Annotated in this window: 10 protein-coding genes; 3 read left to right on the top strand and 7 right to left on the bottom strand. The window is 64.5% G+C overall.

Annotated features, from left to right (window positions below):
- Positions 1–136: 136 nt before the first annotated feature.
- The 7 genes from kdsA to G3N95_RS10390 all read right to left on the bottom strand — a co-directional run bounded on the left by kdsA (position 137) and on the right by G3N95_RS10390 (position 9094).
- Positions 137–991 carry a 3-deoxy-8-phosphooctulonate synthase gene (gene kdsA, locus G3N95_RS10420; protein ID WP_205969920.1) on the bottom strand — a complete coding sequence of 285 codons (855 nt, stop codon included), beginning with the start codon at positions 989–991 and terminating at the stop codon, positions 137–139.
- The gene (locus G3N95_RS10415; RefSeq protein WP_205969919.1) at positions 988–2649 is read right to left on the bottom strand and encodes a CTP synthase; all 1662 of its coding nucleotides are present in this window, start codon (positions 2647–2649) and stop codon (positions 988–990) included. Before G3N95_RS10415 ends, kdsA begins: the two co-directional genes overlap by 4 nt.
- 160 nt (positions 2650–2809) lie before the next feature.
- A complete protein-coding gene (locus tag G3N95_RS10410) occupies positions 2810–3604 on the bottom strand; it encodes an alpha/beta hydrolase (protein WP_205969918.1) in 795 nt (264 codons plus the stop codon).
- Between the two features lie 51 nt (positions 3605–3655).
- Complete coding sequence (locus G3N95_RS10405) at positions 3656–6181, bottom strand: DNA internalization-related competence protein ComEC/Rec2 (protein WP_205969917.1); 2526 nt, start codon at positions 6179–6181, stop codon at positions 3656–3658.
- Between the two features lie 98 nt (positions 6182–6279).
- On the bottom strand, positions 6280–7068 hold the full coding sequence (locus G3N95_RS10400) for a TatD family hydrolase (protein WP_205969916.1): 789 nt from the start codon (positions 7066–7068) through the stop codon (positions 6280–6282).
- A 36-nt stretch (positions 7069–7104) separates the two neighbouring features.
- Positions 7105–7848: a lipoprotein-releasing ABC transporter ATP-binding protein LolD gene (gene lolD / locus G3N95_RS10395; RefSeq protein ID WP_205969915.1), complete on the bottom strand. Its 744-nt coding sequence runs from the start codon at positions 7846–7848 to the stop codon at positions 7105–7107.
- A complete protein-coding gene (locus tag G3N95_RS10390; protein ID WP_205969914.1) occupies positions 7841–9094 on the bottom strand; it encodes a lipoprotein-releasing ABC transporter permease subunit in 1254 nt (417 codons plus the stop codon). Before G3N95_RS10390 ends, lolD begins: the two co-directional genes overlap by 8 nt.
- A gap of 305 nt (positions 9095–9399) precedes the next feature.
- On the opposite strand from G3N95_RS10390, the gene G3N95_RS10385 reads away from it, so the two are divergent.
- The 3 genes from G3N95_RS10385 (at position 9400) to prfB (ending at position 14175) form a co-directional block, all read left to right on the top strand.
- Entirely contained in the window at positions 9400–10494 is a 1095-nt protein-coding gene (locus G3N95_RS10385; RefSeq protein WP_205969913.1) for a regulator, read from the top strand.
- Between the two features lie 28 nt (positions 10495–10522).
- Positions 10523–12229 carry a single-stranded-DNA-specific exonuclease RecJ gene (gene recJ / locus G3N95_RS10380; protein WP_205969912.1) on the top strand — a complete coding sequence of 569 codons (1707 nt, stop codon included), beginning with the start codon at positions 10523–10525 and terminating at the stop codon, positions 12227–12229.
- Positions 12230–13070: 841 nt separating this feature from the next.
- Positions 13071–14175 (top strand): peptide chain release factor 2 gene (prfB, locus tag G3N95_RS10375; RefSeq protein ID WP_205969911.1). Its coding sequence is split into 2 segments (ribosomal slippage): positions 13071–13151 and positions 13153–14175, totalling 1104 coding nucleotides; the frame shifts between segments, so codons are not numbered across the junction.
- The last annotated feature ends 59 nt before the right edge of the window (positions 14176–14234 follow it).

Below are 14234 nucleotides of genomic sequence, written 5' to 3'. Positions count from 1 at the left end.
TTCCTCTGAAATGACGATGAATTCTTAAGATGAGACGTCCGGACCACTTCGACCGCACACGTCCGGACGCGTTCGACGACCATCGGGTTGGAGTACACGCGCAGCGCCGGATCGCGACGCCGCACGCGTGATTGCATCAGTTGAAATCGTTCTCGAGGAACGGTGTGCGCTTCACGGCCTGATCGAGCGTCATCAGCGTCTCGAGCAGATCGGCCATGCGATGCAGCGGCACGGCATTGGGACCGTCCGACTTCGCTTCGGCCGGATTCGGATGCGTTTCCATGAACAGGCCCGCGATACCCGTTGCGACGGCCGCGCGCGCCAGCACGGGGACGAATTCGCGCTGACCGCCCGAACTCGTGCCCTGCCCGCCCGGCAACTGCACCGAGTGGGTTGCGTCGAACACGACGGGCGCGCCCGTTTCGCGCATGATCGCAAGCGAACGCATGTCCGACACGAGGTTGTTATAGCCGAACGACACGCCGCGCTCGCACGCCATGAAGCGGTCTTCCGACAGACCCGCTTCACGTGCCGCGTCGCGCGCCTTGTCGATCACGTTCTTCATGTCGTGCGGCGCGAGGAACTGGCCCTTCTTGATGTTGACGGGTTTGCCCGAACGCGCGCACGCGTGGATAAAGTCCGTCTGACGGCACAGGAACGCAGGCGTTTGCAGCACGTCGACCACGGACGCGACCGCCTCGATCTCATGCTCGCTGTGCACGTCGGTCAGCACAGGCAGGCCCAACTGACGCTTCACTTCGGACAGGATGCGCAAACCCTCATCCATTCCCAGCCCACGGAACGACTTGCCGCTGCTGCGATTGGCCTTGTCGTAAGAAGACTTGTAGATGAACGGAATCTTCAGCTTCGCGCAGATTTCCTTCAGCTTGCCGGCCGTGTCGATCGTCATCTGTTCCGATTCGACGACACACGTGCCCGCGATCAGGAAAAACGGCTTGTCGAGGCCGATTTCGAAATCGCCCAGTTTCATACTTTCTCCTCGACGCTCGCTTCATGGTGAGCGCGCGCCGCTTCGACGAACGCCTTGAACAGCGGATGGCCATCGCGCGGCGTCGACGTGAATTCGGGGTGGAACTGAACGCCGACGAACCACGGGTGCATCGAACGCGGCAGTTCCATCATTTCCGGCAGATCTTCGCTCGGGGTACGGGCGCTGATGATAAGGCCGCCGCCTTCGAGCTGGGGCACGAAGCGGTTATTGACTTCATAACGGTGACGGTGACGCTCGTTCACATCTTTGCCGTAGATCTCTTCGGCCATCGTGCCCGGCTTGATCGGGCAACGCTGCGAACCGAGGCGCATCGTGCCGCCCAGATCGGATTCTTCCGTACGCTTCTCGACCTTGCCTTCGCGGTCGTACCACTCGGTGATCAGCGCGACCACGCGGTTCGGCGTTTCCTGGTCGAATTCCGTGCTGTTCGCATCCTTGAGACCGACGACGTCGCGTGCGAATTCGATCACGGCCAGCTGCATACCGAGACAGATGCCGAGATACGGCACCTTCGATTCGCGCGCATAGCGGATCGCCTTCATCTTGCCTTCCGTGCCGCGACGGCCGAAGCCGCCCGGAACCAGCACGGCATCCAGATGCTTGAGGCTGTCGACGCCGTGCTCTTCCAGCTCTTCGGAGTCGATGTATTCGATGTTGACCTTCGTCGACGTGTGGATCGACGCATGGCGCAGCGCTTCGATCAGCGATTTGTACGATTCCGTCAGTTCGACGTACTTGCCGACCATGCCGATCGTGACTTCGCTCTTCGGGTTCTCGAGCTTCTCGACCATTTCCGACCAGATCGACAGATCAGCCGGCTTGGCGGTGAGCTTCAGCTCTTCGCAGATCAGTTCGTCGAGGCCCTGATCGTGCAGCATCTGCGGAATCTTGTAGATGCTGTCGACGTCCCACACCGAGATCACGGCGTCTTCCGGCACGTTCGAGAACATCGAGATCTTCGCGCGCTCGTCGTCGGGGATGCGGCGGTCGGCACGGCACAGCAGCACGTTCGGATAGATACCGATTTCGCGCAGCTTCTGCACGCTGTGCTGCGTCGGCTTGGTCTTCAGTTCGCCTGCGGTGGCGATGAACGGAACCAGCGTGAGGTGCACGAAACACGCGCTGTTGCGACCGAGGCGCAGGCTCATCTGACGCGCGGCTTCGAGGAACGGCAGCGATTCGATGTCACCCACCGTACCGCCCACTTCGACGATCGCGACATCCGGCTCGCCGCACGTCGCGGATGCCGCGCCGCGTTCGACGAATGCCTGGATTTCGTTCGTGATGTGAGGGATGACCTGGACCGTCTTGCCGAGATAATCGCCGCGGCGTTCCTTGCGGATCACCGATTCGTAGATCTGGCCCGTGGTGAAGTTGTTGGCCTTGCGCATCTTCGTGCTGATGAAGCGCTCATAGTGGCCGAGGTCGAGGTCCGTCTCAGCGCCGTCTTCCGTTACGAACACTTCGCCGTGTTGAAACGGGCTCATCGTGCCGGGGTCGACGTTGATGTAGGGATCAAGCTTGAGGAGGGTGACTTTCAGACCGCGCGATTCGAGGATCGCGGCGAGGGAAGCGGCGGCAATACCCTTGCCGAGGGAAGAAACTACGCCGCCGGTGACGAAAACATATTTGGTCATCGCTGGATGCTCGCGGGAAAAACGGATTATACCTGAACGCGTGCTTCCAGCCCATACCTGGGGCGGCTCGTTCGCACCGATCGAACGGTCTTTTCGGCACGCCCGTGCGGCGGCTTTACCCGGCAATGCGCGGCGGATTCATGCTCGCTGCTTCGACGCCTCACTCCAGCTCGCGCAGCATTCTTTGCACCGCGCGTGCCGTGTCGATCGGCCGCTCCATCGGAAACAGATGGCTGCCTTCGATCCACTCCAGATGCTCGCCCGCCACGCGCCGCGTCGCGTGCAAGCCGGCCTGCCGCACTTCCCGCGAACGCGTTCCCGCAACGAAGCCGACGGGCACGGGCGCGCCGCGCAGCAGACGGCTGCCGAAGGTGTGCGGCAAGGTCTTGTAGATCCGGTATTCCGTCTGCCGGTCGAAGGCCAGTTCCCGCGCACCGTCGCTGCCCGCCTGCGGGATGCCGAAGTCGATGTAGTCGGACAGCACGCGCTCATCCCAGCGCGCGAACGCCGGCTTCGCGTGAAAGTGGCGCCACGCCTCGTCGCGGCTGGCCCAGTGCGTGCGGCGCGTGCGCGTTGCCGCTGCGGGCGACAGCCGCTCGTCGAGCCCCGTCCATTGCGACACGCGCAGCATGTTGCTGCGCCAGCCCGCGATCACGGGCGAATCGAGCATCACCACGCCACGCACCCACTGCGGCTTCCTGAGCGCGGCCATCAGCGACAGATAGCCACCCAGCGAATGTCCGACGAGCCACACAGGGTTTTCGTAGCTGCGCCCGATGGCATCCAGCAACTCCTCGACCAGATGCGGCCAGTCGCGCGTCACGGGATAGCGCGCGTCGTGTCCGATCCGCTCGATGAAACGCATGTCGTAGTCGTCCGCGAGTTCGGCGAAGATCGTCCGATAGATGGACGCGGGAAATCCGTTTGCATGCGAGAAATGGATGATGTTCTTCAAGCGCTCTGGCCTCCGTTCTGATTTGTTCTTGATCGCGCCGCCGGTCTTTCGTTATCGATCCATCCAGTACCGGCGATGCGTCTGCCGATAGCGTTCGAGCGACAACCCTGCTTCAATCGCTTCGATGCGTACCGCGCCGTCGTCGTCGCTGCGCGACAGCTCGATGCGGCGCGCCTGGTACCGCTCGTACACGCCCGCGTAGGGATGATGAAACCGGTTGCGATAGCCTACCTGAAATACCGCGATGGACGGCTCGATAGAGTCGAGGAACGGCTCGGTCGACGACGTCCTGCTGCCGTGATGCGGCACAAGCAGAATCTGTGCGCGCAACGCGGCGCGGCTGTGCGCGAGCAGCGTGCGTTCGACGGGTGCTTCGATGTCGGCCGCCAGCAAGGCGACGACGGGTTTTCGTTCGCTCGTGTGCGTTTGAATAGGTGTTTGAGCGTGCGTTTGACTTCGCAGCCCGCTCGCGGTGCTGATACGTAACACGCAGCAATGCGCGTTCGGCTTGCCTTGCAGCGGACCGGCGTCCGGCCAGAGGATCGCGAAGTCGACGCCGTCCCACTGCCAGCGCTGACCCGCTGCGCAGCGCACGGCCTGTGCGCCCTTGCCGCGCGCCGCCTGCCATAGGGGATGCGTGGGCGGAAGCCCCGCCAGCAGTTGCCTCACCTCGACACCCTCCAGCACCGCCGGCGCGCCGCCCGAATGATCGGAGTCGGCATGACTGATGATCAGCGTGTCGAGCGCGCCGATACCCGCCGCCTGCAGATACGGCACGACGATACGCTCGCCCGCGTACGTCGATTCGGGGCCTGGACCGGCGTCGAACAGCAACGTGTGGTGCGCGGTTTCCACGACGATCGACGAGCCCTGCCCGATATCGAGCGCCGTGAGCCTGAACGTGCCGTCGGCGGGCGCGGCCGATGGCGGCGCGAGCAACGGCAGCCACGTGAGCGGCGCGGCCCAGCGCAACGGCCAGCCGGCCGGCGCAAGGCACCATGCGACACCCACGGCCGCCGACGCCAACGCCCATGCGTTAGGTTGCGGCAATTGCCAGAGCGTCCATGCGGCACCCGACAGCCATTGCAGACCCGCCATCATGCATTCCAGCAGATGGCGTGCAATGCGAAAAGCCAACGCATCGATGGGCGCGGGCAACGCGACGCCGGCAATCACAGCAGGCGTTACGAGCACGCTCACCCACGGAATGGCGAGCGCGTTCGCGAAGGGGCCGATCAGCGGGATCTGCGAAAAGAAGCAGACCGTCAGCGGTGCAAGCGCGATCGTCACGGCGCACTGGACGCGCGCGCCGCTACGTATGCGCTCGACCAGGCCGCCGATTCGCGAACGCAACGCGTCGGCACAGCGCGTGACGAAAGCGCCCTCGCCTTCCTCACCGGAATCTCGCGACCGCGTTTGCACGATGCGCGCATGCCCCGACATCCCGAACAGAATCGCGCCCACTGCACAGAACGACAGCCAGAACCCCGCCGACACGACCGCCCACGGATCCACCAGCAGCACGAGCCCGAGCGCCCACGCGAGCACGACCGACGGCGCGACCCGCCGCCCGCCGACATAGGCCAGCGCAACGATGCCCGCCATCCACAACGCCCGTTGCGCGGGCACGTTGAAACCCGCGAGTGCGGCGTGAAACGCGGCGAACAGCGCGCCGCTCGCCATCGACACCTTCTGCGCGGGCACGAGCAACGGCCAGTTGCGTCCGACGAAAAACGAGCGCCGCCACGCCATCCCGGCCAGCCATCCGGCAAGCCCCGCGACGAAGCCGATATGCAACCCGGAAATCGCGACGAGATGACTCGTGCCCGTGCGCCGCATCAACTGCCAGTCGGCGGCACTGACGGCATCCTGCGCGCCGATCGCGAGCGCCACGACGACGCCTGTGTGCGGCGCATCGGCCAGCACGGCGACTATCCGATCGCGGATCGCCGATCGCCGGCGGTCGACGGTCACGCCGACGCCGCTCGCCTTTCCCGGCAGCCGCCGGGCCTGCAACGGCAGATTCACATAACCCGTTGCCCTGACATCGCGCGCCAGCAGCACGGCTTCGGCGTCGCGCACACCCCAGTTCGCATTGCCATGCGGACGCTTGAGCCGTACGTTCAGGCGCCAGCGCGAACCCGGTTCGAGCGCAGGCGGCGCGTCGTCCGCGATCCACGATAGCTGCAGCGTGCGCGGAAAACGTTCGACGGGCACGTCGGCCGCATCGACGGCGAACAGGAAGCGGGCACCGTCCGCGCTGCGTGCGGGCAGGCCCTTGATCCAGCCGGTCACGACGATGTCCCGTCCTTCCCACTCGCGCGGCAACTCGAACGCAAGCCGTGTCTGCGCGCGCCACGCCGCGTATCCGAAGCCGGCGCATGCCGCCGCAACCAGCACGGCAAACCAGCCGGCACGCGAGAACCACACAGCGCTGTGCGAGAAACACAGTCGCGCAACGACGACCAGCGCGCAGGCACTCGCTCCCAACGCGAGCAGCGCCGGCCATCCGGGCAATGCGGCCTGCTGCTGCAGCCACACGACGCCCAATGCAAATCCACACCACACCGCCCGCATGCCGCCTCCGCACCCGATGCACGCGAGGCATCGCCGCGACATTCATCAGGAAACCGAATTAATGTCAGCGGCACTGCACGACGCGAGCCAGAGTGTGATTATGCAGAGGAAAGCGCAAGCCGCGGCAACGCGGCATGCGCATTAGCCGTTGTGCCTAGTGCGAGTTCGTTTGGCTCTATGTTGCGCTGTTCAGCGAGGATCGCGCCGATTGCGGGAATCTGATCCGGCGTGTTGCGCTGTTTGTAGCGCCACGACGGCGCGATGTCGGGCGCATCGGTTTCTACGACCAGCGCATCGAGCGGCAGTTGCGCCGCGAGCCGCCGGATCTGCAGCGCGCGCTCGAACGTCACGTTGCCGCCGAAGCCGAGATGCATGCCGTGATCGATGAATGCTTGCGCCTGCTGGAAACTGCCGTTGAACGCATGCGCAATGCCGCGATGCACGTTGTTGCGCCGCAGGCCTTTCAAAACCTGATCCTGCGACTTGCGCACATGACAGATCACGGGCAGATCGAATTCGCGCGCGAGCTTCAGTTGCTCGTTGTAATAGAACTGCTGCGTCTCGTCGTCGAGCCCCTGCACGAAATAGTCGAGACCGATCTCGCCCAGGCCGACGAAGCGTGGATCGTCGAGACTCGCCTCGATCTCCATGCGCAACACATCGAGGTCGGCGGGCCGCGCCTGCGGCGTAAAAAGAGGATGAATACCGAGCGCATACGCCCCGCCCTGCACCCGATGCGCCAGTTCGCGCACCGTCGAGAAATTGCTGCGCGCAATGCCCGGAATCACGATCCGGCTCACGCCTGCGTCGAGCGCCGCGCTCGCGACGGCGTCCCGGTCCGCATCGAACTCAGAAGCATCGAGATGACAGTGCGTATCGATCCACATGCGCGCAGCATTCCTCCTGGTTGCAACCAAACGGACTCAGACGGGAACCGTCGGCTCCTCGTACAGCACGCCGTCACGCAGACGCATCGTCCGGTCGCAACGCGCGGCCAGGTCGGAATCGTGGGTGACGATCACGAAGCTGGTCGAGAGCGTGTTCGACAGTTCCAGCATCAGGTTGAACACGGTGTCCGCCGTACCGCCGTCGAGATTGCCCGTCGGCTCGTCGGCGAGCACGCAAGCCGGCTTCGTGACCAGCGCACGCGCAATCGCGACACGCTGACGCTCGCCACCCGACAACTCGCCCGGACGGTGCTTCGCGCGATGCGCGAGCCCGACTCGCTCCAGCATGTCGAATGCCTGCTTGCGCGAGTCTTCCGTCGTCATGCGGCGAATGCGCAGCGGCATCGCGACGTTGTCGAGCGCGGTGAACTCGGGCAGCAGATGATGGAACTGATACACGAAGCCGAGCGCGCGGTTGCGCAGGTCGTTGCGCTCGCGCTCGGAGAGCTTCGTGAAGGGCTTGCCCATCACTTCGACGTGGCCCGTGCTCGGATCGTCGAGACCGCCCAGCACGTGCAGCAGCGTGCTCTTGCCGGAGCCGGACGCGCCGACGATCGCGAGCTTCTCGCCGCGCCGCACGTTCAATTGCGTGTTGTTCAGCACCTGCACGTTCAGGCCGCCCTGAACGAATGCCTTCGAGATGCCCGTCGCTTCGAGCACATACGGGTGCAGACCAGAATCTTGAGAAGCCATCAACGTGTTGTCCGGACGATCATTCATAACGCAGCGCCTCCGCCGGACGCACCTTCGCGCCGCGCCAGCTCGGATAGAGCGTGGCGAGGCACGACAGCAGGAAGGCGATCACACCGATCTTGATCACGTCGCCGGGCACGAGTTCCGACGGCAGCTCGCTGATGAAGTACACCGACGGCGGCAGGAATTGCACGTGCAGCAGGTGCTCGATCATTGGCACGAGCCACGGGATGCTCCACGCGATCAGGCAGCCGAGCGCAACGCCGATCCCCGTACCGACGAAGCCGATCGTCATGCCCTGCACGACGAAAATCTTCATGATCGAACCGGGCTGCGCGCCGAGCGTGCGCAGAATCGCGATATCGGCCTGCTTGTTGGTCACCGTCATCACCAGTGACGAAACAAGATTGAACGCGGCCACCGCGATGATCAGCGTGAGGATGATGAACATCATCCGCTTCTCGATCTGCACCGCCGAGAACCACGTCTTGTTCTGCTGCGTCCAGTCGCGGATATACAGGTCGCCCGAGAGCGTGCGCGCAAGCTGATGCGCGACTTCCGGCGCGCGCTGCATGTCCTTCAGACGCAGGCGCACACCCGTCGGCGCGGGCAGCCGGAACAGCGCCTGCGCGTCGCGGATGTCGATCAGCGCCAGCGTGCTGTCGTACTCGTAGTGGCCGGACTCGAACACGCCGACCACGTTGAACTGCTTCAGGCGCGGCAACAGGCCCGCGGGGGTCATCGTGCCTTCGGGCGCGACGAGTGTGATCTTGTCGCCCTTCATCACGCCGAGGTTGGCCGCGAGATCCGCGCCGAGCACGATGCCGAATTCGCCCGGCTTCAGGTCGCTCAGGCTGCCCGCCTTCATTTCCTTGCCGATGTCCGACACTTCCGGCTCCAGCGACGGCTCGACGCCGCGCAGCGCGACGCCGCTCACGGCGTCCTGGCGCGTGAGCAGCGCCTGCGCTTCGACGTACGGCGCCGCGCCGATCACTTCCTTGTTCTGCTTCGCTTCCTGCGCGGTCAACTGCCAGTTCGGCATCGAGCCCGTCGGCGAAAAAATCTCGACGTGCGCGAGCACCGACAACATGCGGTCGCGCACCTCTTTCTGGAAGCCGTTCATCACCGACAGCACGACGATCAGCGCGGCGACGCCGAGCGCAATGCCCGACATCGACACGAGCGCGATGAACGAGATGAAGCCGTTCCCCGTGGTGCGTTTGCCGGCGCGCGTGTAGCGCCAGCCTATCTGCCATTCGTATGGAAGTTTCAAGCGAGTCCTTTTTCAGCGTGATTGCGCTGTGTTCTGCAGTTACCGGGCATTTACGCCGCACGGATCGAAGACCGTCCGGCGCGCGAATGCCGTGTCGATTGGGCGCGAATTGCGGCCGATGGTTCCAGAACGGCGGCTTGCGGCAGCTTTCGTCATCCGGCGCAGGTCCGATGGCCCGGCGCAATGCCGTCCTGCCGCACCGTGCGATTCGCGCGCAATCGTTGCGTGAATTGTACGCATCGGCGCACAAGTCACCGCCTCCGTTCTCCGCCAATGCGGATCGACGGGGCGAAGTTTGCCATACAATGCGCAGCATCATGAATGCCAACCGACTGCACCTTCTTCTGCCCTTCGCGCTGCCCGCCGCGGCCGACGCCTCCACCGCGCTGCATTCCCTCGACATTCCTGCCCTCGACAAGCTGGTCGCCCGCGCGACGCTCGTCGAGCGTGTGATCGGCGAAGATTTCCAGCGTACGCTGCCCCACGAGCGCTGGGTCGCGCGCAGTTTCGGCGCGGTGCCGGCGGGCACGGCGGCAGCCGACGAGGCGCCGCTCGCGCCGTACATGCTGCTCGCCGACGGCGGCAAGCCGGGCGACGCCACCTGGGCCTGCGTGGAACCGGTGCACGTGCGGATTGCGCACGATCATCTGGTGCTGATCGATCCCGCCTCGCTGGAACTCGCCGACGCCGACGCGCGCACGCTGTTCGACGTTGCGCGTCCGCTGATCGAGGAACTGGGCGTACGCATCGAGGCGCCGCAGCCGTCGCGCTGGTATCTGTCGAGCGACGCGTTCGGCACGCTTGCGGGCGCGTCGCCGTTGCGCGCGAGCGGCCGCAACATCGAGATCTGGCTGCCTCACGAAGCGCACACGGGCGAGCGCTCACGCGCGTGGATGAAGCTGCAGAACGAAGTGCAGATGGCGTGGTTCGAGCATCCCGTGAACGAGGCGCGCGAGGCGCGCGGCCTGCCCGCCGTCAATTCGATCTGGTTCCACGCGCAAGGCGCCGCGCAGCCGGTTCGCAGCGACTTCACGCGCGTGCTGTCGGATGCGGCGGCAACGCGCGGTCTCGCGCTGGCCGCGAACGCGGCAACAGGTGCGCCGCCCGCAGCCTTCGACGCCTGGCGCAAGGACGGCGCGAACAGCAATGCGACCTTGATCGAACTCGATCCATTCTCCGCACCCTTCATCGAGCAGGACTGGGGCCGCTGGAACGCGGCGTTCGCCGCGCTGGAGCGCGACTGGCTGGCGCCCGCGCTGGCCGCGCTGCAATCCGGCGAACTCGGCGAACTCGGGCTTACGCTGTGCGGCGACACCGGCTCGGTGACGCTGAACATCACGCGCGGCGATCTGCGCAAATTCTGGCGGCGGCGCCTGTTCGCGTCGCTCTTCATCGAATGAACTGCTTTTTTGCTTCTGATCTCGCCGCATGACCCAAATCGTTACGCGCCCCTGCTCTCCCGCCGACGCCGAAGCGTTGATCCGTCACGGCCTGCATCCCGTGCTCGCGCGTCTGTACGCGTCGCGCGGCGTCTGTCTGCCCGATGAAGTCGAAACCGGCCTCGCGCGTCTCACGCCGCCTGCGTCGCTCAAAGGCTGCGACACGGCAGCCGCGCTGCTCGCCGACGCGATCGAAGGCAAACGCCGCATGCTGGTCGTCGCGGACTACGACTGCGACGGCGCGACCGCCTGTGCCGTCGCCGTGCGCGGACTGCGGATGTTCGGCGCCCAGATCGACTATCTCGTGCCGAACCGCTTCGAATACGGCTACGGCCTGACGCCCGAAATCGTCGCGCTCGCCGCGCAGCGTCCGGGTGGCAAGCCGGAGTTGCTGATCACCGTCGATAACGGCATTGCGAGCGTCGACGGGGTCGAGGCGGCGAACGCGCTCGGCATCGACGTGCTCGTCACCGATCACCACCTGCCCGGCGACGAACTGCCCGCCGCGCGCGCGATCGTCAATCCGAACCAGCCGGGCTGCACGTTCCCGAGCAAGTGTCTGGCGGGCGTCGGCGTGATGTTCTATGTGCTGCTCGCGTTGCGCGCCGAACTGCGCAAACGCGGCGCGTTCGGCGAAACGCGTCCGGAGCCGCGCCTCGACGGTCTGCTCGACCTCGTCGCGCTCGGTACCGTGGCCGACGTCGTGAAGCTCGACGGCAACAACCGGGTGCTGGTCGCGCAGGGTTTGCAGCGCATTCGCAACGGACGCATGCAACCCGGCATCGCGGCTCTCTTCCGTGCCGCGGGGCGCGACGCGCGCAGCGCGTCGGGCTTCGATCTCGGTTTCGCGCTCGGGCCGCGATTGAATGCGGCAGGACGTTTGTCGGACATGTCACTGGGCATCGACTGCCTGACGACGGACGACGTCGGACGCGCGTGGGAACTCGCGCAACAGCTCGACACGATGAACCGCGAGCGGCGCGAAATCGAAGCGGGGATGCAGCAGCAGGCGCTCGATGACCTGTCGGGCGTCGATCCCGCCGGCTCGACGACGATTACGCTGTTCAATCCGACGTGGCATCAGGGCGTGATCGGCATTGTCGCCGGACGGCTGAAGGAAAAATTCCATCGTCCGTCGTTCACGTTCGCGCTTGCCGACGACAGCGGCAACACCGTCAAGGGCTCGGGACGTTCGATTCCCGGTTTCCATCTGCGCGATGCGCTCGATCTGGTGTCGAAGCGCGAGCCGGGCCTGATCGCCAAGTTCGGCGGCCACGCGATGGCGGCGGGTCTGACGATCGCGACGGCAGATCTGCCGCGTTTCACGACGGCCTTCGAGCAGATTGGCCGCGAGTGGCTGACGGCAGAAGTGCTGGCGCGCACGGTGGAGACGGACGGCGATCTCGAAGATGCGTATTTCACGCCGCAATTCGTCGAGATGCTCGAAGCGGCTGTGTGGGGACAGGGGTTTCCCGCGCCCGTTTTTTCGGGCGAATTCGACGTGATGTCGCAGGCGCTGGTGAAGGACAAGCACCTCAAGCTTCAACTGATGCGCGGGCGGCAGCGGTTCAATGCGATCTGGTTCAATCATACGGAGTCGTTGCCGGCGCGGACTACCGTTGCGTACCGACTGTCTGCCGATTCGTGGAATGGTGTGGCTCGGGTGCAGCTTATCGTTGAACACGCTGTGTCGTAGGCCGCGGTTGCGCGCGGCCCTCGCGCCGGGTGATCCGCTATAATTTTGGTTTTTGTGGTTTGGGTTTTGGTTTTGGTTTTGGTTTTGGTTTTGCCTTCGGCTTTTTGCTTTCGCCGGCATCCGCGTCGTGCTTTCGGTTTGCTAGCGTTGCCCCTGTGCGGGGCGGCACCTACTTTTCTTTGCAGCGGCAAAGAAAAGTAGGCAAAAGAAAGCCGCTAACACCGCCAGTGCCTGTTATTGCCTGCGGGCCCCCGACGGGTCCCGCACTCCACGCGGCATCGCACTGTTTCACGCGCGTTGCCAGCGTGCTAACTGCACGCATCACCCACTTCACAATCCCGCGTCATGGACCGCGCCACCAGAAAGTCCATCGCCGCCCAGGTGGCAAACTGTGTGTAGGCCGTCGCGATCGAAGTGCACCACTCCGGACGGAAAAGCAGGATCGGTGTCGTAAGAGCGTCAACACAAGTGGTGCGACACCCTACACACAGTTTGCCACCTGGGCGGCGCGGACGGGGCGCTGCCGCTGCCTGCCTGCGGGTGATTGAAGTGGGTGATGCGCCTGTTCAAGGCGCTGGCAACGGGCGGAAAAAGCTGCGTTGCCGTTTGAAGTGCGGGACCCGTTGGGGGCCCGCAGGCAACGACTAGAACTGGCGGTGTGAGCGGCTTTCTTTTGCCTACTTTTCTTTGCCGCTGCAAAGAAAAGTAGGTGCCGCCCCGCACAGGGGCAACGCATGAAGTACGAAGGCAAAACGCGGATGCCAGCGTAAAAAACCGGATGCCAGCGCAAGCAAAAAACCAAACCCCAACCGCAGACAAAACCTCATTTATACGGATCGACATGGAAGCGGAACGCCTGAACTCCATTGACTCCTCTCTGGCGGACCTGCGCACACGCGCAGGCGAGCTCCGGGGGTATCTTTGACTACGATGCAAAGTCGGTACGACTGATCGAAGTCAACAAGGAACTCGAAGACCCGAACGTCTGGAACGACTCGCAGCACGCGCAGGCGCTCGGCAAGGAAAAGAAACTGCTCGAAGGCGTCGTCGACGTGCTGTCGTCGCTCGATAACGACTTGCGCGACACGAAGGATCTCTTCGACATGGCGCGCGAGGAAAACGACGAAGACACCCTCGTCGCCTGCGAGGAAGACGCCGCGAAACTCACGGCGCGTGTCGAAGACATGGAATTCCGCCGGATGTTCTCGAATCCGGCCGACCCGAACAACGCGTTCATCGACATCCAGGCCGGCGCCGGCGGCACGGAAGCGTGCGACTGGGCGTCGATGCTGCTGCGCCAGTATCTGCGCTATTGCGAACGCAAGGGCTTCAAGACCGAAGTGCTCGAAGAGTCCGAAGGCGACGTCGCGGGTATCAAGAGCGCGACGATCAAGGTCGAAGGCGAATACGCGTATGGCTTCCTGCGCACCGAAACGGGCATTCACCGCCTCGTGCGCAAGTCGCCGTTCGACTCGTCGGGCGGCCGCCACACGTCGTTCTCGTCGGTGTTCGTGTATCCGGAAATCGACGAGTCGTTCGAGATCGAAGTCAATCCGGCCGATCTGCGCATCGACACGTACCGCGCTTCGGGCGCGGGCGGTCAGCACATCAACAAGACCGACTCCGCCGTGCGTATCACGCACGTCCCGTCGGGCATCGTCGTGCAGTGTCAGAACGACCGCTCGCAGCACCGCAACCGCGCCGAAGCGATGGCGATGCTGAAGTCGCGCCTGTACGAAGCCGAAATGCGCAAGCGTCAGTCGGAGCAGGACAAGCTCGAAGCGGGCAAGTCGGACGTGGGCTGGGGCCACCAGATCCGCTCGTACGTGCTCGACAACAGCCGTATCAAGGACCTGCGCACCAACGTCGAAATCAGCAACACGAAGAGCGTGCTCGACGGCGATCTCGACACATTCATCAGCGCGAGCCTGAAACAGGGCATCTAAGCGCAGCCGGCGCGGCATGTTCCGCCGCGCCGCATTTTTTCACCGCCCGCGCGACCGCG

Source organism: Paraburkholderia sp. Tr-20389 (assembly GCF_017104565.1).
Lineage (GTDB): Bacteria > Pseudomonadota > Gammaproteobacteria > Burkholderiales > Burkholderiaceae > Paraburkholderia.
This window is presented reverse-complemented; position numbering and strand designations above follow the sequence as displayed.

Excerpts from the sequence above, each read along its gene's own strand:
- G3N95_RS10405 (WP_205969917.1), bottom strand. The coding sequence starts at position 6,181 with ATGCGGGCGGTGTGGTGTGGATTTGCATTGGGCGTCGTGTGGCTGCAG.
- G3N95_RS10385 (WP_205969913.1), top strand. The coding sequence starts at position 9,400 with ATGCGCAGCATCATGAATGCCAACCGACTGCACCTTCTTCTGCCCTTC.
- G3N95_RS10400 (WP_205969916.1), bottom strand. The coding sequence starts at position 7,068 with ATGTGGATCGATACGCACTGTCATCTCGATGCTTCTGAGTTCGATGCG.
- kdsA (WP_205969920.1), bottom strand. The coding sequence starts at position 991 with ATGAAACTGGGCGATTTCGAAATCGGCCTCGACAAGCCGTTTTTCCTG.
- G3N95_RS10415 (WP_205969919.1), bottom strand. The coding sequence starts at position 2,649 with ATGACCAAATATGTTTTCGTCACCGGCGGCGTAGTTTCTTCCCTCGGC.
- recJ (WP_205969912.1), top strand. The coding sequence starts at position 10,523 with ATGACCCAAATCGTTACGCGCCCCTGCTCTCCCGCCGACGCCGAAGCG.
- lolD (WP_205969915.1), bottom strand. The coding sequence starts at position 7,848 with ATGAATGATCGTCCGGACAACACGTTGATGGCTTCTCAAGATTCTGGT.